At 70.7% G+C, this 21326-nt stretch carries 19 protein-coding genes and 1 pseudogene; 16 read left to right on the forward strand and 4 right to left on the reverse strand.

Annotated features, from left to right (window positions below; all coding sequences use genetic code 11):
- Position 1 precedes the first annotated feature (1 nt).
- Genes POF73_RS29015 through POF73_RS29070 form a run of 12 tightly spaced genes read left to right on the forward strand, consistent with a single transcriptional unit; the run spans position 2 to position 12908 of the window.
- On the forward strand, positions 2 to 1246 hold the full coding sequence (locus POF73_RS29015) for an O-antigen ligase domain-containing protein (protein ID WP_272121319.1): 1245 nt from the start codon (positions 2 to 4) through the stop codon (positions 1244 to 1246).
- A gap of 2 nt (positions 1247 to 1248) precedes the next feature.
- Positions 1249 to 2493 (forward strand): glycosyltransferase, encoded by a 1245-nt coding sequence (locus POF73_RS29020; protein WP_272121320.1) that lies wholly within the window; start codon positions 1249 to 1251, stop codon positions 2491 to 2493.
- On the forward strand, positions 2490 to 3725 hold the full coding sequence (locus tag POF73_RS29025) for a class I SAM-dependent methyltransferase (protein ID WP_272121321.1): 1236 nt from the start codon (positions 2490 to 2492) through the stop codon (positions 3723 to 3725). The genes POF73_RS29020 and POF73_RS29025 overlap by 4 nt, the downstream gene beginning before the upstream one ends.
- A complete protein-coding gene (locus tag POF73_RS29030) occupies positions 3722 to 4516 on the forward strand; it encodes a sugar phosphate nucleotidyltransferase (RefSeq protein WP_272121322.1) in 795 nt (264 codons plus the stop codon). The genes POF73_RS29025 and POF73_RS29030 overlap by 4 nt, the downstream gene beginning before the upstream one ends.
- Positions 4513 to 5160 (forward strand): PIG-L deacetylase family protein, encoded by a 648-nt coding sequence (locus tag POF73_RS29035; protein WP_272121323.1) that lies wholly within the window; start codon positions 4513 to 4515, stop codon positions 5158 to 5160. The genes POF73_RS29030 and POF73_RS29035 overlap by 4 nt, the downstream gene beginning before the upstream one ends.
- A 3-nt stretch (positions 5161 to 5163) precedes the next feature.
- Positions 5164 to 6189 (forward strand): NAD-dependent epimerase/dehydratase family protein, encoded by a 1026-nt coding sequence (locus POF73_RS29040; protein WP_272121324.1) that lies wholly within the window; start codon positions 5164 to 5166, stop codon positions 6187 to 6189.
- On the forward strand, positions 6177 to 7460 hold the full coding sequence (locus POF73_RS29045) for a DUF4910 domain-containing protein (RefSeq protein WP_272121325.1): 1284 nt from the start codon (positions 6177 to 6179) through the stop codon (positions 7458 to 7460). The genes POF73_RS29040 and POF73_RS29045 overlap by 13 nt, the downstream gene beginning before the upstream one ends.
- Positions 7461 to 7465: 5 nt before the next feature.
- Entirely contained in the window at positions 7466 to 8764 is a 1299-nt protein-coding gene (locus POF73_RS29050; RefSeq protein ID WP_272121326.1) for a hypothetical protein, read from the forward strand.
- Entirely contained in the window at positions 8761 to 9717 is a 957-nt protein-coding gene (locus POF73_RS29055; RefSeq protein WP_272121327.1) for a glycosyltransferase family 2 protein, read from the forward strand. Before POF73_RS29050 ends, POF73_RS29055 begins: the two co-directional genes overlap by 4 nt.
- On the forward strand, positions 9714 to 10955 hold the full coding sequence (locus tag POF73_RS29060) for a polysaccharide pyruvyl transferase family protein (protein ID WP_272121328.1): 1242 nt from the start codon (positions 9714 to 9716) through the stop codon (positions 10953 to 10955). The genes POF73_RS29055 and POF73_RS29060 overlap by 4 nt, the downstream gene beginning before the upstream one ends.
- The gene (gene rfbC / locus POF73_RS29065) at positions 10952 to 11503 is read left to right on the forward strand and encodes a dTDP-4-dehydrorhamnose 3,5-epimerase (protein ID WP_272121329.1); all 552 of its coding nucleotides are present in this window, start codon (positions 10952 to 10954) and stop codon (positions 11501 to 11503) included. Before POF73_RS29060 ends, rfbC begins: the two co-directional genes overlap by 4 nt.
- 49 nt (positions 11504 to 11552) lie before the next feature.
- The gene (locus POF73_RS29070) at positions 11553 to 12908 is read left to right on the forward strand and encodes a glutamate-1-semialdehyde 2,1-aminomutase (protein WP_272121378.1); all 1356 of its coding nucleotides are present in this window, start codon (positions 11553 to 11555) and stop codon (positions 12906 to 12908) included.
- Between the two features lie 92 nt (positions 12909 to 13000).
- On the opposite strand, the gene POF73_RS29075 is transcribed toward POF73_RS29070, so the two are convergent.
- Positions 13001 to 13687 carry a phosphatase PAP2 family protein gene (locus tag POF73_RS29075; protein ID WP_272121330.1) on the reverse strand — a complete coding sequence of 229 codons (687 nt, stop codon included), beginning with the start codon at positions 13685 to 13687 and terminating at the stop codon, positions 13001 to 13003.
- 229 nt (positions 13688 to 13916) lie between these two features.
- On the opposite strand from POF73_RS29075, the pseudogene POF73_RS29080 reads away from it, so the two are divergent.
- Positions 13917 to 14122, forward strand: a pseudogene (locus tag POF73_RS29080) (transposase); the annotation flags it as partial.
- A 173-nt stretch (positions 14123 to 14295) separates the two neighbouring features.
- Entirely contained in the window at positions 14296 to 14493 is a 198-nt protein-coding gene (locus tag POF73_RS46335) for a rhamnogalacturonan lyase family protein (RefSeq protein WP_443049659.1), read from the forward strand.
- Here POF73_RS46335 and POF73_RS29090 read toward each other — a convergent pair.
- Complete coding sequence (locus POF73_RS29090; protein WP_272121331.1) at positions 14465 to 15463, reverse strand: helix-turn-helix domain-containing protein; 999 nt, start codon at positions 15461 to 15463, stop codon at positions 14465 to 14467. The two genes, POF73_RS46335 and POF73_RS29090, sit on opposite strands and share 29 nt — an antisense overlap.
- 379 nt (positions 15464 to 15842) lie before the next feature.
- Here POF73_RS29090 and POF73_RS29095 point away from each other — a divergent pair, with 379 nt between their 5' ends.
- Together POF73_RS29095 and POF73_RS29100 are read left to right on the forward strand one after the other, a co-directional pair.
- Positions 15843 to 18026: a glycoside hydrolase domain-containing protein gene (locus tag POF73_RS29095; protein WP_272121332.1), complete on the forward strand. Its 2184-nt coding sequence runs from the start codon at positions 15843 to 15845 to the stop codon at positions 18024 to 18026.
- Positions 18027 to 18072: 46 nt separating this feature from the next.
- Positions 18073 to 18747, forward strand: coding sequence for a hypothetical protein (locus tag POF73_RS29100; protein WP_272121333.1), 675 nt, complete (start codon positions 18073 to 18075; stop codon positions 18745 to 18747).
- An 827-nt stretch (positions 18748 to 19574) separates the two neighbouring features.
- On the opposite strand, the gene POF73_RS29105 is transcribed toward POF73_RS29100, so the two are convergent.
- Entirely contained in the window at positions 19575 to 20318 is a 744-nt protein-coding gene (locus POF73_RS29105; RefSeq protein ID WP_272121334.1) for a helix-turn-helix transcriptional regulator, read from the reverse strand.
- Positions 20319 to 20328: 10 nt separating this feature from the next.
- Positions 20329 to 21267: an alpha/beta hydrolase gene (locus tag POF73_RS29110; protein ID WP_272121335.1), complete on the reverse strand. Its 939-nt coding sequence runs from the start codon at positions 21265 to 21267 to the stop codon at positions 20329 to 20331.
- Between the last annotated feature and the right edge of the window lie 59 nt (positions 21268 to 21326).

The following is a 21326-nucleotide window of genomic DNA, read 5'->3' on the forward strand; positions in this document are numbered from 1 at the left end:
GATGACCGCCATAGCATCCGCGGACCACCCGCCGAAGATCGTCGGGACCGTGTGGGGGCTGCTGATCCTCAACACGCTCGGCTCCGCCGGGGCGAAGACCATCATCCCGCTGCCCCGCTCCCTCATCCAGATGGTCACCATGGGTGCGCTGGTCGCCGCGTTCACGCTGGCGCTCGCGGTCAATCTCCGGCTGCGCATCCGGGCCAGCGCCTATCTGCTCCTGCTCACCCTGCTGCTGGTGCTGAGCGTGATCTCCAGCGCCAACCTGGAGTCCGGGTTCGGCGCGCTGTTCCGCTGCGCACGGCTGGCTCTCTTCGTCGGCACGCTGTGGCTGCTCAGCCGCTGGTGGGACGGCTCCATGACGTTCGTCCGGCACCACATCCGGATGTACTTCGCGGTGCTCGGGTCGGTGGCCGCCGGCCTGGCCGTGTCACCGGGCGCGGCCCTGCCCGACCTCTACGGCGGACGCCTGGTCGGCGCGTTGTGGCCGCTCACCCCGCCGCAGATCGGACAGTACGCCGCGGTGATCATCGGGCTCACCGTGCTGCTCGTGCTGGGCCGCCGGACCGACCGGACCAGCGCGGCGGTGGTCATCGTGCCGTCTCTCGTCCTGCTCGCGCTGACCCACACCCGGACGGCCACGCTCGGCCTGTTCATCGGGCTGGCGTTGGCGATCGGCTCGCTGATCCTGACCAGCGCCGCGGCCCGGCGGTTCTTCACCTGGACGGTGGTGTGCGCCGTGGTGGCCGCGGTGGGGTTCGCCTCCGCGCTGCAGACGTGGTTCCTGCGCGGACAGAGCAAGGAGAACTTCTCCAACCTCACCGGTCGGGCCAAGGTCTGGGACGCCCTGCTGGCCGCGCCCCGGTCGACCTCGCAGGAGCTGTTCGGCGTGGGCCTGGGCGACAAGTCGTTCGGCGGGCTGCCGATCGACAACAGCTGGCTGGCGGTCTACAACGAGCAGGGTCTGATCGGCGTCACCCTGGTCGCGTCGATCATCGTCGTGCTGGGCGGCGTCGCGTTGCTGCGGCCGCCCTCGCTGTCGAGGGCCTGCGCGATCTTCCTGATCAGCTACTGCGGAATCGCGTCGTACACCGAGGCCGGGCTGGGCGACGCCTCGCCGTATCTGCTCCATCTGGCCGTGGCCGCCTCGCTGTTGGCGGCACCTGCTGCGGTGGCTCCCCTCTCGACGCCCGAAGTCCCACGACGACGTGTCCCGCGATGGGCCCAGAGATCGGAGGTGAGCTGAGCATGCACGTTCTCGTGGTGCACAACCGCTACGCCTCGACGCAGCCGAGCGGGGAGAACAAGGTCGTCGACCAGGAGGTGGCGCTGCTGCGCGGGGCCGGCCACCGGGTCGAGGTGTTCGAGCGGCGCAGCGACGACATCGCCGCCATGTCCCTGCTCGCCAAGGCCGCGGTGCCCCTGCGGGTGCCGTGGAACCCGGCGGTCCGCGCGAAGCTCGCCGCCCGGCTGCGCAGCGAGCGGCCGGACGTGGTGCACGTCCACAACGTCTTCCCGCTCCTGTCGCCCGCGGTCCTCGCCGCCTGCGCCGACGCCGGGGTGCCCGCCGTCGCCACACTGCACAACTACACCCAGGTCTGCCCGCCCGGCACGCTCCAGCGGGACGGCCGGCCGTGCACCGAGTGCGTCGGGGCGGCGGCGCCGCTGCCCGCCGTCCGGCACGGCTGCTACCGCGGCTCCCGCCTCGCGACGGTGCCGCTCGCGGTCAGCCTGTCGGCCAACCGGCGGCGGTGGTGGTCCGGCGTGGAGCGGTTCCTGTGCATCTCCGCGGCGCAGCGCGACGTCCTGGTGCGGGCCGGCATGCCGGCGGAGCGGCTGGTGGTGAAGCACAACTTCGTGCCGGACCCGGACGCCCGCCGCTCGGACACCGGTGAACATCTGCTCTACCTCGGCCGGCTCGCGGAGGCCAAGGGCGTGCGGCTGCTCATGACCGCGTGGGACGAGGTCGCGGCGAGCGGCGGTGTGGGCGTACCGCTCATGATCGCCGGCACGGGACCGCTGGAGGCGGAGATCAGGGCCTGGGCGGCGGGCCGGGACGACGTGCGCTACGTCGGCCTGTACGACACGGCCGAGTGCCAGAAGGCCATCGCGCGGTCGGTCGCCGTGGTGGCGCCCTCGACGTGGCTGGAGGCGTTCGGCCTGGTGGTCGTGGAGGCGATGGCGGCCGGGGTCCCGGTCGTCGCGGCCGGTCACGGCGCCTTCGTCGAGCTCGTCGAGAACGGCGTGACGGGGCTGCTGCACCGGCCGGGCGAGCCCGCCTCGCTCGCGTCCTGCATCCGCCGGATCACGGCCGAGCCGGACCGCAACCAAGAGATGGGCCAGGCGGCCCGGCGCCGTTACGAGCAGGGCTTCAGCCCGGCCGTCGGCCTTGAGCGCCTGGTGGAGGAGTACCGCACCGCGATCGCGGGTCGGTCAGCACTGGCTCGCGGTGGGGACACCCACGCGAACAGGGGGGATGGGGACAGTAGATGACACAATGCCGACTCTGCGGCTCGGAAGCGATGGCGAGCGTCGTCGATCTCGGAGCGACGCCACCGTGTGAGAGCTTTCTCGCCGCGGACCAACTGGACCGGCCGGAGCCCGCGTACCCGCTGCACCTGCGGGTCTGCACCGACTGCTGGCTCGCGCAGATTCCTCCGCTGATCACGCCGGAGGACACGTTCAGCGAGTACGCGTACTTCTCCTCCTTCTCGACCTCCTGGGTGGAGCACGCGCGCACGTTCGTCGCCGACGCCGTCCAGCGCCTTGCTCTCGGCCCCGACGCCTTCGTGGTCGAGGTGGCGAGCAACGACGGGTACCTGCTCAGGCATGTGGTGGACGGCGGGATGCGCTGCCTCGGCATCGAGCCGTCGGTGAACGTCGGCGCCGCGGCGCGGGACGCGGGTGTGCCCACGCTCACGGCGTTCCTGTCCCCGGACACCGGCGCGGCCGTCCGCGCCGAGCACGGCCCGGCGAACCTGGTCGTGGCCAACAACGTGTACGCGCACATCCCCGACGTGGTCGGCTTCACCAAGGGGCTGCGCGCCCTGGTCGCCGACGACGGCTGGGTCTCCGTCGAGGTGCAGCACCTGCTGACCCTGATCGAGGAGAACCAGTACGACACGATCTACCACGAGCACTTCCAGTACTACACGGTCGCCTCCGCGATCCGGGCCCTGGCCAGCGGCGGACTCACGCTCGTGGACGTCGAGTTGCTGCCCACGCACGGCGGCTCCATCCGGCTGTGGGCCCGCCCGGCCGAGGTGGCCGGCGAGCCGACGCAGCGGGTGGCCGACGTACTGGCCCGGGAGAAGGCCGCCGGACTCCAGGAGCTGTCCGGGTACACCGAGTTCTCCGCCCGGGTCGCCAAGGTGCGCCGGGACCTCCTGAAGTTCCTCATCGAGGCGGCCGAGCGCGGCGAGACGGTCGTCGGCTACGGCGCCCCGGGCAAGGGCAACACCCTGCTCAACCACTGCGGCATCCGCCCCGACCTGCTCCCGTACACGGTCGACCGCAACCCGTACAAGCACGGCAGGTTCACCCCGGGCACCCGTATCCCGATCCTGCCGCCCGATCAGATAGCGGCCGACCGGCCGGACTACGTCCTCGTCCTCCCGTGGAACCTGCGGGCCGAGCTGGTCGAGCAACTGTCCTTCGTAGGCGACTGGGGCGGCCGACTGGTCTTCCCCATCCCGGAACTGAGCATTGTCGAGGTCAAGGCATGAAGGTCGTTCTGTTCTGCGGCGGTTACGGGATGCGGATGCGCAACGGCACCTCCGACGACGTACCCAAGCCGATGGCGATGGTCGGCCCCCGGCCGCTGATCTGGCACGTCATGCGCTACTACGCGCACTTCGGGCACAAGGAGTTCATCCTGTGCCTCGGGTACGGGGCGCACCACATCAAGGACTTCTTCCTCAACTACGAGGAGACGACGTCCAACGACTTCGTGCTGCGCGGCGGGCGGACCGAGCTGCTGTCCACCGACATCGCCGACTGGACGATCACGTTCGCGCAGACCGGCATCGAGTCGCCGATCGGTGAGCGGCTGCGCCGGGTGCGGCACCATCTGGACGGCGACGAGATGTTCCTCGCCAACTACGCCGACGTGCTCACCGACGCCCCGCTGCCGAAGATGATCGAGAAGTTCGCCGCGCGCGACGCGGGTGCGTCGATGATGGTGGTGCCGCCGCAGTCGTCGTTCCACTGCGTGGAGTTGGGCGAGGACAACCTGGTGGGCGGCATCACCGCGGTGAGCGAACTGCCGCTGTGGGAGAACGGCGGCTACTTCGTGCTCCGCCAGGAGGTCTTCGACCACATACCGGAGAACGGGGACCTGGTCGCCGACGGGTGCGCCCAACTGGCCAAGCGCGGCCGGCTGGTGGCGCACCAGCACCGCGGTTTCTGGAAGCCGACCGACACCGTGAAGGAACGGGCAGCGCTCGACGACGCCTACGCCCGGGGCGACCGCCCGTGGGCCGTGTGGGAACACGACAACGCAGGGGTGGGCGCGTGATCCGGCTCGGCGCCGGGCGCCCGGACCGGATCGTCGCGGTGGGCGCGCACTGCGACGACATCGCCATCGGCGCCGGCGGCACGCTGCTGACGCTGTGCCTGGCGCGGCCGGGTCTGCGGGTCGACGCGCTGGTGCTCTCCGGCGGCGGCAGCGAGCGCGAGCAGGAGGAGCGGGCCGCGCTCGCCGCCTTCTGCCCTGGCGCCGACCTGCGGCTGACCGTGCTCAAGCTGCCGGACGGCCGGATGCCCGTGCACTGGGACGAGGCCAAGGCCGCGGTCGAGGAACTGCGCGGGCAGACCGACCCGGATCTGATCCTGGCCCCGCGCACCGATGACGCGCACCAGGACCACCGCGGCCTGGCGCAGCTGATACCCACCGCGTTCCGCGACCATCTCGTGCTCGGCTACGAGATCGTCAAGTGGGACGGCGACCTCGGCCGGATGGCCGCGTACCAGCCGCTGGCGCCGGAGGTCGCCGAAGAAAAGGTGCGGCTGCTGCAGGAGCACTACCCCTCGCAGCGGCACCGGCCCTGGTACGACCGGGAGGCCTTCCTCGGGCTGGCACGGATCCGCGGCATCGAATGCCACGAGCGATACGCCGAGGCGTTCGCCGTCACCAAACTCACGCTCAACCTGGGGGGTTGAACCATGCGCGTACTGCTGACCGGACATCAGGGATACCTGGGAACCGTCATGGCCCCGGTCCTTGCCGCCGCCGGGCACGAGGTCGTCGGCCTCGACGCCGGCCTGTTCGCCGACTGCGTCCTGGGCCCGACGCCCGCGGACCCGTCGGGACATCGGGTGGACCTGCGCGACGTCACGGCTGAACACGTGGCAGGCGTAGACGCCGTGATCCACCTGGCCGCGCTGTCCAACGACCCGCTGGGATCGCTGGCACCGGAGCTCACCTACGACATCAACCACCACGCCTCCGTACGGCTGGCCCGGCTGGCCCGCGACGCCGGAGTGCGGCGCTTCCTGTACGCGTCGACGTGCTCGGTCTACGGCGCCGCCGGCGGTGACGACCTGGTGGCCGAGGACGCCCCGCTGCGCCCGGTGACGCCGTACGCGGAGTCCAAGGTGCGGGTGGAGGACGACCTGCACGCGCTGTCCGACGGCGACTTCAGCCCGGTGTACATGCGCAACGCCACCGCCTTCGGCTACTCCCCCAGGCTGCGCGCCGACATCGTGCTGAACAACCTGGTGGGCCACGCGCTGTTGTCCGGCGAGGTGCTGGTGCTCTCCGACGGCACCCCCTGGCGTCCGCTGGTACATGCCGCCGACATCGCACGGGCCTTCACGGCCGCGCTGACCGCGCCGCGCGAGGCGGTGCACGACCGGGCGTTCAACATCGGCAGCGAGACCAACAACGTCACAGTCGCCGAGATCGCCGAGCAGGTCGCCGAGGCGGTGTCCGGCGCGAAGGTGAGGATCACCGGGGAGAACGGCGCCGATCCGCGCTCCTACCGGGTGGACTTCTCCCGGTTCCGCGCCGCGATCCCCGGCTTCGACTGCGAGTGGTCGGTGAAGCAGGGCGCGCTCGAACTCGCCGACGCCTACCACGAACACGGGCTGACCCGGGAGAACTTCGACCAGCGCTTCACCCGCCTTGCCGTGCTGCGCGCGGCGTCCGAGGCCGGCGCCGTCGACGACACCCTGCGGTGGCGCCGGTGACCACGCAAGGCGATGAGATGTACGCCCTGGTGGAGCGGCTGTACCCGCTCTGCCGGAGCATCACCGGCGACGGTGTGCGCGCCACCCTGGACATCGTCGGCGAGTACATCCCGCTGCAAGTGCACGAGGTGCCGACCGGGACGCAGGTGCTCGACTGGACGGTGCCGCAGGAGTGGAACATCCGGGACGCGTACGTCGCCGACAGCACCGGCAAGCGGGTCGTCGACTTCGCCGCGTCCAGCCTGCACGTGCTGGGCTACAGCGTGCCGGTGTCGGCGACCATGCCGCTCGCCGAGCTGCGCGAACACCTGCACACCCTGCCGGAGCACCCGTCCTGGGTGCCGTACCGCACCAGCTACTACAAGCCGGAGTGGGGCTTCTGCCTGGCCCAGGAGACCCTGGACGCGCTGCCGGACGGCGAGTACGAGGTGCGGATCGACTCCACACTCGCCGACGGCCACCTCACCTATGCCGAGCACGTGGTCCCCGGGCAGGTCGCCGACGAGGTGATCGTCTCCTGCCACGTCTGCCACCCGTCGCTGGCCAACGACAACATGGCCGGCGTCGCGGTGGCGACGTTCCTGGCCCGGGAGCTGGCGAAGCAAACGCCGTACTACACCTACCGGTTCATCTTCGCGCCCGGCACCATCGGGGCGATCACCTGGCTGGCCCGCAACGCCGAGCGGGTGGAGCGGGTCAAGCACGGGCTCGTGCTGGCCTGCGCGGGTGACTCGGGCAGTCTGACGTACAAGCGGAGCAGGCGCGGCGACGCGGAGATCGACCGGGTGATGGGCCATGTGCTGGCCGCCTCCGAACGCCCGCACAGTGTCGCCGAGTTCACTCCGTACGGCTACGACGAGCGGCAGTACTGCTCGCCCGGGTTCAACCTCGGCGTGGGCTCGCTCAGCCGGACGCCGTACGCCGGTTACCCCGAGTATCACACCTCGGCGGACAACCTGGACTTCGTCTCCCCGGAGGCGATGGCGGACACCCTCGCCGTGTGCCGCGAGGCCTTCGGCGTCCTCGACCGCAACCGGCGGTACGTCAACCTCAGCCCCTACGGCGAACCACAGCTGGGGCGGCGCGGGTTGTACGACGCGCTCGGCGGGCGCAGCGACACCAAGCAGGCCCAGATGGCCATGCTCTGGGTGCTCAGCCTCTCCGACGGCGAGCACAGTCTGCTGGACGTCGCCGAGCGGTCCGGCCTGCCGTTCGACACCGTCGCCGCCGCGGCCGACGCCCTGCACGGCGCCGAACTGATCAAGGTGTGACGCCGATGACCACCGAGGAGGAGAAACCGCCGACGACGGCGCCCCCGGCCGGATCCGCCCGGCGGGCCTTCGTCGGCCGGCTGTCCTGGGGACTGGCCGACCAGGCGGCCTCCAGCATCAGCAACTTCGCGGTGGGCATCTACGTGGCGCGCTCGCTGGGGGTGACCGCGTTCGGGGTGTTCAGCCTCGCCTGGGTGACCTACGGCGTGGTGCTCAACGTCTCCCGCGGGCTTGCCACCGATCCGCTCGTGGTGCGCTTCAGCGGCGTACCGGACACGTCCTGGCGCAGGGCCGTGGCCCGCTCGTCGGGTACCGCGCTCGGCGTCGGTGCCGCCATCGGTGCGGCGTGTCTGGTGGCCGGCCTCGCGCTCGGCGGCCGCGTGGGGCCCGCGTTCGCCTGCCTCGGTGTCATGCTGCCGGGGCTGCTGCTCCAGGACGCCTGGCGGTACGCGTTCTTCGCCGCCGGAGCCGGGCGGAAGGCGTTCGTCAACGACGTCGTGTGGGGCGTCGCGCTCGTCCCCGCCATGGTCGTGGCGGCCCGTGTGGGCAGCGTGGCCGCCTTCGTGCTCGCCTGGGGCGCGTCGGCCACGGTGGCCGCGGGCTACGGCTACGTCCAGTCCGGCATCCTGCCCCGGGTGACCCGGGCCCGCGCGTGGCTTCGCGAGCAACGCGACCTCGGCTACCGGTACCTGGTCGAGAACGTCAGCCTCAGCGGCGCGAGCCAGCTGCGCGCGTACGGGCTCGGCGCGATCGTCGGGGTCGGCGCGGTGGGTGCGGTCCGGGGCGCCGAGCTCCTGCTCGGCCCGTTCCTCGCCGTGCTGATGGGGCTGTCGCTGGTCACCGTCGCGGAGGCGGCACGGGTGCTGCGGCGTGCCCCGCACCGCCTCGGCAGGTTCTGCCTCCTGCTGGGCGGCGCGCAGGCCGCCGCCGCGCTGCTGTGGGGCGGGGCGCTGCTCCTGATGCCGGACCGGCTCGGCGAGCTCGTGCTCGGCGACGTCTGGCACTCCGCCGCACAACTCATCGTGCCGGTCACCCTCGGCGTCGCGGGCGCCGGCCTCGGCACCGGCGCGGCGGCGGGGCTGCGCGCACTCGCCGCGGCCCGCCGCAGCCTGCGCTGCCAACTGCTCGCCTCCGCCTGCTACGTCACCGGCGGTCTCGGCGGGGCCGCCCTGGCCGGCACGGTCGGCTCGGCCTGGGGCGTCGCCGCCGCGACCGGCTGCGCCTCGGCCGTGTGGTGGCTGCATCTGCGGTCCGCCCTCCACGAGCACCAGCACCATTCCATCCTGGAAGTGAGGACGTCATGACCGCCCATCCCCGGCTGAGCATCGGCCTGCCCGTGTACAACGGCGAGGAGTATCTGGCCGAGTCGCTCGACGCCCTGCTCGGCCAGACCTACGAGGACTTCGAGCTGGTCGTCTCCGACAACGCCTCGACCGACGGGACCCAGGACATCTGCCGCAAGTACGCCGCGCAGGACTCGCGCATCCGGTACATCCGGCTGACCCGGAACATCGGGGCCGCGCCCAACCACAACTACGTGTTCACCGAGTGCCGGGGCGAGTTGTTCAAGTGGGCCTCGCACGACGACCTATATGCCCGGGACCTGCTGCGGCGCTGTGTGGAGGCGCTGGACGAGCGGCCGGACGCCGTCCTCGCGCACTCCGACCAGGCGGTCATCGACGGCGAAGGGCAGGTGAAGGTCCCGTACGAGTACGGGCTCGCCACCGCCTCGCCGCATGCGCCGGAGCGGTTCCGCAGTTTCCTGTTCGAGCCCGGTGGCGACGACTTCTACGGGGTGATGCGTGCCGACATGCTGCGCCGGGTGAAGCCGCACGACAGCTACCACCACGCGGACCGCACGTTCGTCGCCGAGATCGTCCTGCACGGACCCTTCCACCAGGTGCCGGAGCTGCTGTACTTCCGCCGCGACCACCCCACCCGCGCCGAGCGGGCGAACCCTTCCAAGCGCTCCCGGTGCGTCAACCTGGACCCCCGCCGGGCGGGCGCGCTGCACCCGACGCCCCGGCTGCTCGCCGAGTACGTCTGGGGCTTCGTCTCAGCGATCCAGCGGGCGCCGCTGTCCACGGCCGACCGCCGCGCGTGCTACCGCCACCTCGCCGCATGGATGACCAGCCGGGTCCGGCCGGGTGCCGGCGAGCGGGTCGAGGACCGCGCCCCGGTCGACCCGGCCCGGCTCACCGTGTCCGTCGACGCCCTCGTCGCCGGCCGCGAGGGACGTACCGGAGGGCAGGCATGACGTCGGCGCACCAACCCCCACCGCGCGTCGGGGTGTTCGGCCTGCTCGGCTCCGGCAACCTCGGCAACGACGGGTCGCTCGAAGCCGTGCTCGGGTACCTGCGCGCCGAGCACCCGGAGGCGGTCGTGGACGCGCTGTGCGGCGGACCCGAGGTCGTCGCGACCCGGTACGGGATCCCGGCGACGCGGCTGCACTGGTACCGCGGGGAGTACCGGACGGCGTCCCGTGCGGCCTCGATCGCGGGGAAGGGTCTGGGCAAACTCGTCGACGTCTTCCGCACCGCCGCCTGGGTGCGCCGGCACGACGTGGTGATCGTGCCGGGCATGGGCGTCCTGGAGGCCACGCTGCCGCTCCGGCCGTGGGGATTCCCGTACTCGCTGTTCCTGCTCTGCGCGACCGGCCGACTGTTCCGCACCAAGGTCGCGCTGGTCGGCGTCGGCGCCGCCGCGATCGGCGACCGGGCGACCCGGGCCCTGATGCGCCGGTCCGCGCGGCTGGCCGCCTACCGGTCGTACCGGGACGCCCAGTCCCGTGACGCGATGCGGGCGATGGGCGTGGACACCAGCCGCGACGAGGTCTACCCGGACCTCGCGTTCGCCCTGCCCACACCACGGAGGAACGCGCCCTCGGGCACGCCGGGCGGCTTGGTCTGCGTCGGCGTCATGGACTTCCACGGCGGCAACGACGACCGCGCCCGAGCCGAGGAGATCCACCGGCGCTACCTGGACGGGACAACCCGCTTCGTCCGCGCGCTGGTCGAGGACGGCAGGCCGGTCCGCCTGCTCACCGGCGACGGATGCGACGCCTCCGTGGTCGCCGAGATCCTCGACGCCGTGGACTCCCCGCTGGTCGCCGCCGCCGAGACGGCCTCGCTGGCCGACCTGATGAAGGAGACGGCGGCCGCCGACACCGTGGTGGCGACCCGGTACCACAACCTGATCTGCGCACTGAAGGTCGGCACTCCGACGCTCGCGCTCAGCTATGCGGCGAAGAGCGACGCGCTCATGGACCGGATGGGCCTGGGCGCTTACTGCCACCCGGCTCGCGAGGTCGACGCCGACCGGCTCCTGGAGCAGTTCCGCGCGCTGGAGAAGCGATCGACGGAGCTACGGCAGACCCTCGCCGAGCGGAACCGGCTCGCCGCTCGGCAACTCCGGGACCAGTTCACCGCCTTGACCGCCGCCCTGTTCCCGGCGAACGACCACTCGCAAGCCCGCACCCGGCAGGAGACTCCATGAAGGCGACCCAAGTCCCGGCGATCGACGGCGCGTTCCTGTTCGAGCCGACGCCGTACGCCGACGAACGCGGCTTCTTCTGCCGCACCTTCGACGCCGACGTGGTCCGCTCGGTGGGCCTCGACCCGGACGCCTTCGTCCAGGACAGCCTGTCCCGCTCGGTCCGGGGCGTGCTGCGCGGCCTGCACCTGCGCTCCGGCGTCGGCGAGGCCAAGCTGGTGCGGTGCTCGTACGGGAGGATCTTCGACGTCGTCGTGGACCTGCGGCCGGATTCGCCCACATACCTGGGCCGGGCCTTCTTCGAACTGTCCGGCGAGACCCAGACGACCCTGTACATCCCGGCAGGCTGCGCGCACGGCTTCCAGGCCCTGACCGAAACCGCCGACACCTCCTACCGGATCGACCGCCCGCACGATCCGGCCGAGGACGTGACCATCGCCTTCGACGACCCGGAGCTCGCCATTCCCTGGCCGCTGCCGGTCACATCGATGTCCCAGCGTGACCGGGAGGCGCCGAGCCTCGCCGAGGTCCTGAAGCACGAGGAGAGGTGAGGCCGGCGTGAACACCGCACACACCGAAGCGACCGTCGGGACCGACGAGATCGACGAGCCCAAGGCGGCTGACGCGACCGAGGAGACCGAGGAGTTCCTCCTGCCCCGGTCGCGGACGGCGAACGAGCGGCTGCACGCCATGATCCCCGGGGGCGCGCACACCTACGCCAAGGGCGACGACCAGTACCCAGAGGACCTGGCCCCGGTCATCAGCCACGGCCGCGGTGCCCATGTGTGGGACATCGACGGCAACCGCTACATCGAGTACGGCTCCGGCCTGCGGTCGGTCAGCCTCGGCCACGCCCACCCCCGCGTCACCGAGGCGGTGCGGCGGGAACTCGAACGCGGCAGCAACTTCGTCCGGCCGTCCATCGTGGAGGTCGAGGCCGCGGAACGCTTCCTGGCCACGGTGCCGACCGCCGAGATGGTGAAGTTCGCGAAGAACGGCTCCGACGCCACCACCGCCGCGGTGCGCCTCGCCCGAGCCGCCACCGGGCGCCCACGGGTGGCCATCTGCGCCGACCATCCGTTCTTCTCCGTCGACGACTGGTTCATCGGCACCACGCCGATGTCCGCCGGCATTCCAGCGGCCACCAACGAGCTCACGGTGACGTTCCCTTACGGCGACCTGGCCGCCACGGAGGAACTGCTCACCCGGCACCAGGACGAGGTCGCCTGCCTGATCCTCGAACCCGCCACCCACACGGAGCCCCCGCCCGGATACCTCGCCGGCCTGCGCGAACTGGCCGACCGGCACGGCTGCGTACTGATCTTCGACGAGATGATCACCGGCTTCCGCTGGTCCGAGGCGGGCGCCCAGGGCCTGTACGGCGTCGTCCCCGACCTGTCCACCTTCGGCAAGGCCCTGGGCAACGGGTTCGCCGTCTCCGCGCTGGCCGGGCGCCGCGATCTGATGGAGTGGGGCGGGCTGCGCCACTCCGGCGATCGGGTGTTCCTGCTCTCCACCACGCACGGTGCGGAAACACACTCACTGGCCGCCGCGATGGCCGTGCAGACCATCTATGCCGAGGAGGGCATCACCGCACAACTGCAAGCCCTCGGCGAGCGGTTGGCGGCCGGTGTCCGCGACGCCGCGGTCGGCATGGGCGTCGGCGACCACGTCGTCGTCCGGGGCCGGGCCAGCAACCTGGTCTTCGCCACCCTCGACGAGAACGGGCAGCCGTCGCAGCAGTACCGCACCCTGTTCCTGCGCCGGCTCCTCGCGGGCGGGGTGCTGGCCCCGTCGTTCGTGGTGAGCAGCGCGCTCGACGAGGCCGACATCGACCACACCGTCGACGTGGTGGCCCAGGCATGTGCGGTGTACCGGAAGGCACTTGACGCCGGTGACCCCACTCCTTGGATGGCCGGACGACCGGTGAAGCCGGTGTTCCGCCGCTTGGCGTGATGTAAGGCGACGTGAAGTGGCGTGGAGTGGTGTGGGGTGACCTGGCGGGACGTGACCTGGCGGGACGTGGCCTGACGTGAAGTGATGTGACGTCAGCTGCGCTCGCGCTGACCGGCGCCGGCCGGCTGGTCGACCGGCCGGGCAGCCGTCCGGTCGACCAGCCACGCGGTCGCCGGTACCACCGCCAGCGCGGTGCACCAGCCGCCGAGGACGTCGGTCGGGTAGTGCGCACCCAGGGCGACCTGGGCCCAGCCCATGGCGGCGCCGGCGACCAGCGCCGCGGTGAGCACGAGTAGCGTGCCGGCCGTCCTGCCGAGGCCGAGCCGGCCGGTCGCGAGCAGCGCCACCACGAGGGCCAGCGCGGTGAGGAACGCGGTGTGCCCGCTCGGATAGGACAGGTTGCCTTCGCCGTGGATGGTGCGTCCCACCAGGGACTTGAGCAGCGTCGCCGTCACCACGGTGATGCCGGCCCCGGCAACGACGAACACCGCCGCGCGAGTACACCGCAAGAGCAGGCAGCCCGTCACGGCGACCACGACCAGCGTCGCCGCTCCGACAGGCTCCCCCAGGAAGTCCGTGGCCAGAGCGACATGCCGCCACGGCGGCCGCACACTGTCCGCCGTCGGGTCGACGAACCACCTGTCGACCCTGCCGGGCTCGCTGTGTCCGGCGTACAGAACCCCGAGCACGACGACCACCAGCGCGGCGAGGGCCGCGATCAGCCCGAGCCACGCGCGCAGCGCCGGAGGCAGCACCGTGGGTGCCGACCGGCCGGTCACGGGCCCACCGTGTCCGGTCGCCCTGAGGTGCCTTGCCCACCCATGTGTCCCCCTAGAGACTGACGAGACCTTCGAGGCCGTTGACGCCATGTCGCCCGCCGCAATCGCGATGCCGCGCCCCTGAGAACTGCCCGCTGCCGTCGGCCCGTCCATCGCCCTGGTCAAGGGCATCGGAACCTGTCTCCCCCGGCCACCCTAACCAACAACGCGGCGGTGCCAAACGGCCGTTGGAGCCGAAACTGGTCCGTCGCCGGTCGACCGGTGGAAGACGGGCAGCAAACGCCACCTGATCTGGGACGGACGCGGCACCCCGTTCAAGGTCATCACTACCCCGGCAAACGTCGGCGACGTTACCGAGACCCTGGCCTTGACCGACGGCATCCCGCCCGTGGGGGCGGGCGGCCGGGTCGCCCGCGTCGGCGCCCCGACTCTCTGCTCGGCAGCCCAATGGTGCACCTACTCGGCGCCGACGTGCCCAAGGCAGGCGTTCCACCACCCGGTGCCTCGGTGCAGTCCAGCAGCGGAACCAAGGCAACGCCACCTCCGTCCGGCGGCATCTTCGGTGACTCGCGCGAGGAGTCGTCTGGCCGACGACCGGCAATACGGCGCTGCGGAACCACTCGACGCCGCAGGAGACGAGCACGAAGATCACGACGCTGCTGCAAGACACCAAGTACCGCACGGCGCCCGCACGGCAGAACTCCGGTTACAACCAGCCTCCGCACCCGGGCTCCCCCATCAGTAACGAGATACAGATGCGCGGCCCCCGCGAGACCTTCAGCCGCCGGAAGAAGAACTCGGGCTGACCACGGCATTCGACCCCTGGGGTGTGCATTTCGCGATCTTCTCCGTCAGTGTGGCGCAGGCCCGCGCCTCGGACGGGTCCGTGGCCGGGGCCATCGGGCTGTAGGCGTCGACACCGAACTTCACCCGGCCGGTCAGCGCTCGTCCGTCCACGGCGTCGACGTGCACCTGATCCCCCACCTTCGCCGCCAGGATGCGACCCCAGGCGGCCTGGCAGCGCGAGCTGTAGCGCAGCTCGATCAGCGTGCCGGACAGCCACACGGAGGCCGCTGTCCGCGCGTCCTGTCCACAGCCCATCAGCTGAGGATCCTTCCCCTCGCACGCCTCTTTCCGGCAGCCGACCGGCGCTGCCGACTGATCGGCCGCCAGGAGCGAGGGGCTTGCCGCCGTCGCCCCGGCCTTTCCGGTTCCGCTTCCCGGCATCCGGGGCTCCTGCTGCTGCAGGACGACGGCCAGGAGGACGGCGAGGCCCGTGAGGAGGGTGGTCGCTGCCGCGCAGACGGCTACGACACCCCGTCGGGCACGTCGGCCTGAAGGGAGGGGCTCGTTGCCACCAGCCCCCTCGTCGCCGTCGCCGTGGCCATCGCCGCCGGTCATCACGGGTTTTTCGTCTACCGTCGCAGTCCCCCCAGAACCATCCTGCCGGCGTTGCTCGTCAGCCGCCGCAGTCCCCCCAGAGCCGTCCTGTCGGCGAGGTCGGCCTCGCGTCTCGGCCTGTGTCGCCCGCTGCCACAACGCGAGCAGGGGTGCGACGTGCTCGGGGCCCGCGATCTCCGCCAACGCGGTGACGGCCTGGCGGGGTGGCAGCTTCTTGCCGTTGAAGTAGCGTTCCCAGGCGGACTTGCTGTAAGCCGTCTTCGAGGCGAGAGCGGCGAGCGTCAGTTCGGTGACGTCCTTGAGGCCGCGCAGTTCTCGAACGAGGTGAGCCACCTCCGGTTCGAGATCCTCCGGGAGCGCTCTCCAACGTGTCATGTCCCCATCCTTCCCACGGTGGCTGGCATCCCACCAGGTCGTGGAGGGGTCGTCCCCGAATTTCCCAGCTTTGGCGGGATGCCCTCCCCACCCGCCGGGGGACCACGACCATGAGTGTCACCGGACCGATCCGGCCGGTCCGTGTTCGAACGCAGCTCACCGAACCCGACGCCGGATCCGGGACGGCCGAGGGTGCATGCCCCGAGGGGGAAGGGCCTGTCATGCCCGAGACAAACATGGCCGAAAAGTGGCAGGGCACATCACGGCGCGGGCCTGCTCCCACCAGTACGACGACGAGTCCGACCCGGTGATCGACAACGAGTACGGCATCCGTTGCACCGCTCGCCACTGAGACCGCGTTCAGGCGAAACGAGGAACCATGCCAGTCACCATCCAGCCGCGCAGCACGTGGGCCGTGTACGTGGAGGACGAGGCGGAGCGGGCCAAGGCAGCCGCTCCGCCGGAAGCCGGGAGCCCGTGGGAGCCGTACAAGGGCGGCGTGTTCATCCACTACAGAGGATCGTTCTTCTCCTTCGATCCCGACTCGGAGGAAGACTGCAAGAAGGACATCGCGGGCGTCTTCGAGGAAGATCTGGACGACGGCGAGAAGGACATCCAGTACAACTTCCTGATCTGCCCGCACGGCGTCGTCTACGAGGGCCGCGGCCTGGAACGGGGGGAGGCGAACGGAGGTGACGCCCCGGCGAGCGGCGACGTCCCCAAGGGCCACATCTGGGTCGACGGCTACGGCGCCGTCGGGCGGAACACCGCCTTCTACTCGATCTGTGCCCTGCTCGCCGAACCGGACTACCCCACCGACGAGATGCTGCGGTCGTACAGGGACCTCATCGGCTATCTGCGCAGCGAGGCCCCGAGCGACAGACGGGCCGGGCCGAACATCTTCCCGCACTCCAAGGGATACGACACCCAATGCCCCGGCAATCTCACCATGTACGCGCAGCAGGGCTCGACGATCGATCCCTCCGTTCCGTGGAAGGGTCGCGGGGACATCTACGTCTACGCGGCGCAGAAGTGGGTGAACGCCGCCTACTCAGGGGTCGCCTCCGGGTACGTGAGATGTCCGGAGACCGGATACACGGGCTGGTCGACCGTTCTGTCCCTGACCCAGGGACTGCAACACGAACTCGGTATATCGCCCACGGTCCAGAGCTATGGACCGGGCACCTTCACCGCCGTGAAGAACCACAACACGCTGCCCGGCCAGGAGTTCAACGCCAACATCGTCCACATCTACAACAGCGCGTTGTGGTGCAAGGGCTACTGGACGTCGACCAAGCTCGGCATATGGAACAGCGACTCCGAGGACGCGCTCGCCCAGCTCTACGGTGACATCGGCCTGTCGTACACGAACCTGTCGCAGAAGTACGCCATGTGGCCCCACGTCTCCAAGGCGTTGCTGCGCATGGACCAGTTCCGTCTCGTGCGCGGCGGCGACATCAACATACGTGCCGTCCAGCACCGTCTCAACTCCCGCTATGTCGCGGGCATCGGTATACCCGCGATGGGGCTCGTCCCCTGCGACGGCATCTACTCCCGTGATGTCCAGCAGGGGTTCATGATGGCCATCCAGTACGAGATCGGCATCGCCCCCGCCTCCATCAACGGGTACTTCGGTCCGGGCACCCAGGCCGGGCTGAAGGGCAAGGGCTCCGCCACGCTCAGCGGCGACCTGCGCCACCTGTTCCGCGCGGCCTGCTACTTCAACTCGCCGACGATCCTGTCGAACGGCGCGCCGCTGATGTACAACCCGGACGACATCGGAACGGACGCCGAGACCAGTACGCACCTGACGTGGCTGCGATCGTTCCAGGCGTTCTCGCAGATCCCGGTCACCGCCACCAACGACTACACGACCTGGGCCCAGCTCCTGGTGTCCTCCGGTGACACCTCGCGCCCCGCCACGGGCTGCGACTGCATCACCGAAATCACACCGGCACGGGCCCAGGCACTCAAGGCCGCCGGCTACCGGATCGTCGGCCGCTACCTCGACGAACACCTCCCTCCGAGCGATCCCTACTACCTCGGCAAGGCCCTCAAGCCAGGCGAACCGCAGGTCATCTACGACGCCGGACTCAGACTCTTCCCGATCTTCCAGTACAACGGCACCCAACTCGGCAACTTCACCTACGACAAGGGGCACGACCAGGGCGCGAAGGCCCACGCCAAGGCCGTGGAGCACGGCATCGGAGCGGGCGCCTGCATCTACTTCGCCGTCGACTACGACGCCATGGACTCCGAGATCGACAGCAACGTGCTGCCGTACTTCAAGGGCGTCAGGGATGCCCTCGCCGCGCTGGGCAACCGCTACGACTACGGCGTCTACGGCTCCCGCAACGTCTGCATCCGCGTCTCGCACGAGGCCGACGCCCGCTGGTCGTTCGTCTCCGGTATGTCCTGGGGCTTCTCGGGAAACCTCGGCTATCCCCTGCCGGCGAACTGGTCGCTCAACCAGATACGGGAGTACGAGTTCCAGCCCGGCTGGGGCCTGGACCACAACGTCTGGCGCGACGGCGGCGACCCGGGGGTGTCCCGTGTCTCCTGATCCGCGCACCGGCCAACCCCGAGGAAGAGAAGCGAGGAAACCGTCCGTGATCACCAGACGTACCTTCATGGGAGCCGCCGCGGGCACCGGCCTGCTCGTCCTCGCGGACGGCGCCCTCGTCCCCGGGTCGGCCGCGGCGGCACCGACCGACCGTCGGTGGAGCCGCGACCGGTCCGCCAACGGCTGGCGCATCGCCCCCGCCGCCATCGGCACCCACCGAATCCAGGGCACCACCGCCAAGGTCGCCCTGCACACCGCCGCGGCCTCGGTGCTGCTGCACGTCGCACGCCGCTGGCACTACGAGATCGCCCCGCTGGACACGGGCGAAGGCGGCGGTGTCACCGGCCACACCACCAGCCGCGTCATCGGCGCCGACTTCGAGTCGAACCATCTGTCCGGCACGGCCATCGCTCTCCACCCCACCGCCTACCCCCTTGGCGGCAGCGAGCGACTGTGGCCCCACCAGGAAGCCGTCGTCCGCGACATCCTCGCGGACTGTGAAGGCATCGTGACCTGGGGCGCGGACCTCACCCCGGTCAAGGCCTCGCACTTCCACCTCAACGCCGGGCCCGGCAGCCGCGCCCTGGCGAAGGTCGCCACCCGGCTGGACACCAGTCGGCACAGCGAGTTCCGGACCCAGACCGCCGGCGCGGTCGCGGACCCGGCCACCCCCGCCCGCCTCGCCAAGTCCCGCCGCGTTCAGCGCATCCGGACCCGCTGACCGCCGAGCGAGGGCGCGTGCGACCGTGGACGCGCGCCCTGAGTTACCGCGAGGAACCGACGGGCGGCCCGCAGACCAACCTCGTCCCGAGCCCAGAGTCCCCACTTCGCCTGTCGGGGTCCGGAAAGACAGGCCGAGGTGGGCCAGGCCGGCCCGCCGTGGCGAGCCTGGGCCGGCTCAGGGATGTCCCGCCCAGAGGTCGCGGCGCATGGCGATCGTCGTCTGCAGCCGAGCGTCCAGGTAGTGATCGGTCAACTCTTGAAACTCGGGGGCGTCGAGGCGCGCACCAGTGCTGACGGCGTGCCGCATCGCCCGGACAGCCCGACTGCACTCATACGCAGGAGTTACAACGTCGTCCGGAGCCAGCAGCTCCAACTCGTGGCGGCAATGTTCCTCAGATCGCTGCCTGCCTGCGCGTGGGCAGCCAGGAATGCTGCGTACAGCGTTTGGCGGGCTCGCCGCCATTCGGCCTCTGTCTCACGTTGGGTCCTGCGCCGTTCCACGAGCAGCGTCGATCCCATCGCGATGACAGCGCCGACGATCGCAGCACCTTGAAGGACGCCGCGAAGTACCTCACATGCCGGACGGGTCCCCCGTGACCACCAGTTGAGCGCCCCGTGGGCAGATGGCGTGCAAGGCAGGTGCGCCGGCCGCGGAACTCTTCGAGTTGAAAAGGGTGAATCCCACTCGGGTTCGGGCAATGGCTTTCTTCACGCATGCCTTGCCGCCTTTCGACTTTCCGCGAGCCGAATTTGGGCAGGTTGGCGGATGGTCGAGTGGTACGGGCGGAGTCGCACACGGCCTGCTGGTGCCGTGACCGGGATGGTTCACCGGAGTGGTGCCATCGGTTTCTCGGGGCGGGGTGTGAGTGGAGCCAGTGTGGCGGGTTGCACCGCGTCGGCTGCGGCCGAGCCGCGCAGGAGATCGGTCAGGTCGTGAGGGTGTGCCTGCTCGGTGGTCGGAGTCGCTGCTGTGATGCGGTCCAGCCGGAAGCCCCGGCCGGCTTGTCGCGTGCGGCACCAGGCGATGAGGTACCACCGGCCGTCGGCGGTGAGCAGTCCGGCCGGTTCGACCATGCGGTTGCTTTCGCGTCCTGCCGCGTCGGTGTAGGACAGCCGCAGGGCCGTGTTGGTGGTGAGGGCCTGTTCCACCGCGGTGCGGACCGTGGTGTCGGAGGCCACGGGCAGCGCAACGATCCGGGTGGCCAGTCTCTGTGCCGCCGCTGAGGCGGGGCCGGTCATCGAGGCCGTGATCTTCTGGGCTGCCGTGCGGGCCGCACCGGCGTACGGGGCGAAGGTATCGGTCGCGGCGAGGGCGACGGCCAGGGCGGAGGCTTCCTCGGCGGTGAAGTGGATTGGAGGCAGGGTCATGGCCGGGTCGATCGACCAGCCCCCGCCACGTCCCGGTGTGGTGCGTACCGGGACGCCGGTCTCCATCAGCGCCTGGAGGTCGCGCTGCACCGTGCGCGCGCTCACCTCGAAGCGCGCGGCGAGTGCCGCGACCGTCAGCGGCCGCGGCACGGCTGCCCGCAACTCCTCCACCAGCGCATACAGTCGGGCAGTGCGGTTCATGCCGGCGACGCTACAGGCCCGTGGTGGACAGGAAGTCCCGTTCGCGGTGCTGTTCCCGTTCGGCGATGGTCAGCGGGAAGAGGGTGAAGCCGTGCATGGCGCCGGCCACGACGCCCAGTTGCACGGGGGCGCCCGCCGCCTGCCACCGCTGGGCCAGGAACAGCGAGTCGTCCCGAAGCGGATCTTCGCTGCCCACCACGATCCGGGCGGGCGGCATGCCGGCGAGGTCGGCGAACAGCGGTGAGACCTCGGGATCACGGCGCTGCTCCGCGTCCATGCCGGGGGTGACCATCTCATAGGTCCGCCGCAGGGTGTCGGTGTTGCTCAGGAGCCGCTTGGAGCCGAACGATCGCTGGCTGGGTGTCATCGACAGGTCGTAGGGGCCAAAGAGCAGGTGGGCGGCCCGGAAGGCACCGGTGATGCCGTGCCGGTCGCGAAGGCGCAGCAGCGCCACGACGCTGAGGTGGGCGCCGGCCGATTCACCGCCGATCAGCAGCCGCTCGGCACCGAACTCGGCCGCGGCGTGCTTCACCAGCCACCGGGCGGCCACTTCGCAGTCGTCGGGTCCGGCGGGAAAGGGGTGTTCCGGTGCGAGGCGGTAGTCCACGCTGACCACGGCGAGCCGGGTCTGCTCGGCCAGTCGCCACAGCCTTTCGTCCTGCCCGTCCGCGGAGCCGAACGTCCAGCCGCCTCCGTGGAAGTGCAGGTACACGCCGTCAACATGCTCCGGGACGAAGACTCGTACCTTCACCCCGCCCTCAACGAGGCGGTCTTGGCCCTGCGGAAGTCGCACCGGTGGCGTGTCGCCGCCGAGCCGGTTGCGCCTCAGGGCGGCCAGCATGGTTGCATCGGGCGTCTCCTCGCGGGCCGGACGGCTCGCCGCCGTGGCCTCGAATTGCTTGTTGAATGCCAGGGTCTCGGCGAGGCAGTCCTCATCGGTGATCGTCATGCGTCGACCATCGCAGTCGTCCGCGACAACACCCTGTCACCGTTTATCGGTGAACTGCG

This window comes from Streptomyces sp. HD (assembly GCF_028369295.1).
Lineage (GTDB): Bacteria > Actinomycetota > Actinomycetes > Streptomycetales > Streptomycetaceae > Streptomyces.

Excerpts from the sequence above, each read along its gene's own strand:
- POF73_RS29015 (WP_272121319.1), top strand. The coding sequence starts at position 2 with ATGACCGCCATAGCATCCGCGGACCACCCGCCGAAGATCGTCGGGACC.
- POF73_RS29020 (WP_272121320.1), top strand. The coding sequence starts at position 1,249 with ATGCACGTTCTCGTGGTGCACAACCGCTACGCCTCGACGCAGCCGAGC.
- POF73_RS29025 (WP_272121321.1), top strand. The coding sequence starts at position 2,490 with ATGACACAATGCCGACTCTGCGGCTCGGAAGCGATGGCGAGCGTCGTC.
- POF73_RS29030 (WP_272121322.1), top strand. The coding sequence starts at position 3,722 with ATGAAGGTCGTTCTGTTCTGCGGCGGTTACGGGATGCGGATGCGCAAC.
- POF73_RS29040 (WP_272121324.1), top strand. The coding sequence starts at position 5,164 with ATGCGCGTACTGCTGACCGGACATCAGGGATACCTGGGAACCGTCATG.
- POF73_RS29050 (WP_272121326.1), top strand. The coding sequence starts at position 7,466 with ATGACCACCGAGGAGGAGAAACCGCCGACGACGGCGCCCCCGGCCGGA.
- POF73_RS29055 (WP_272121327.1), top strand. The coding sequence starts at position 8,761 with ATGACCGCCCATCCCCGGCTGAGCATCGGCCTGCCCGTGTACAACGGC.
- POF73_RS29060 (WP_272121328.1), top strand. The coding sequence starts at position 9,714 with ATGACGTCGGCGCACCAACCCCCACCGCGCGTCGGGGTGTTCGGCCTG.
- rfbC (WP_272121329.1), top strand. The coding sequence starts at position 10,952 with ATGAAGGCGACCCAAGTCCCGGCGATCGACGGCGCGTTCCTGTTCGAG.
- POF73_RS29090 (WP_272121331.1), bottom strand. The coding sequence starts at position 15,463 with ATGACACGTTGGAGAGCGCTCCCGGAGGATCTCGAACCGGAGGTGGCT.
- POF73_RS29095 (WP_272121332.1), top strand. The coding sequence starts at position 15,843 with ATGCCAGTCACCATCCAGCCGCGCAGCACGTGGGCCGTGTACGTGGAG.
- POF73_RS29105 (WP_272121334.1), bottom strand. The coding sequence starts at position 20,318 with ATGAACCGCACTGCCCGACTGTATGCGCTGGTGGAGGAGTTGCGGGCA.
- POF73_RS29110 (WP_272121335.1), bottom strand. The coding sequence starts at position 21,267 with ATGACGATCACCGATGAGGACTGCCTCGCCGAGACCCTGGCATTCAAC.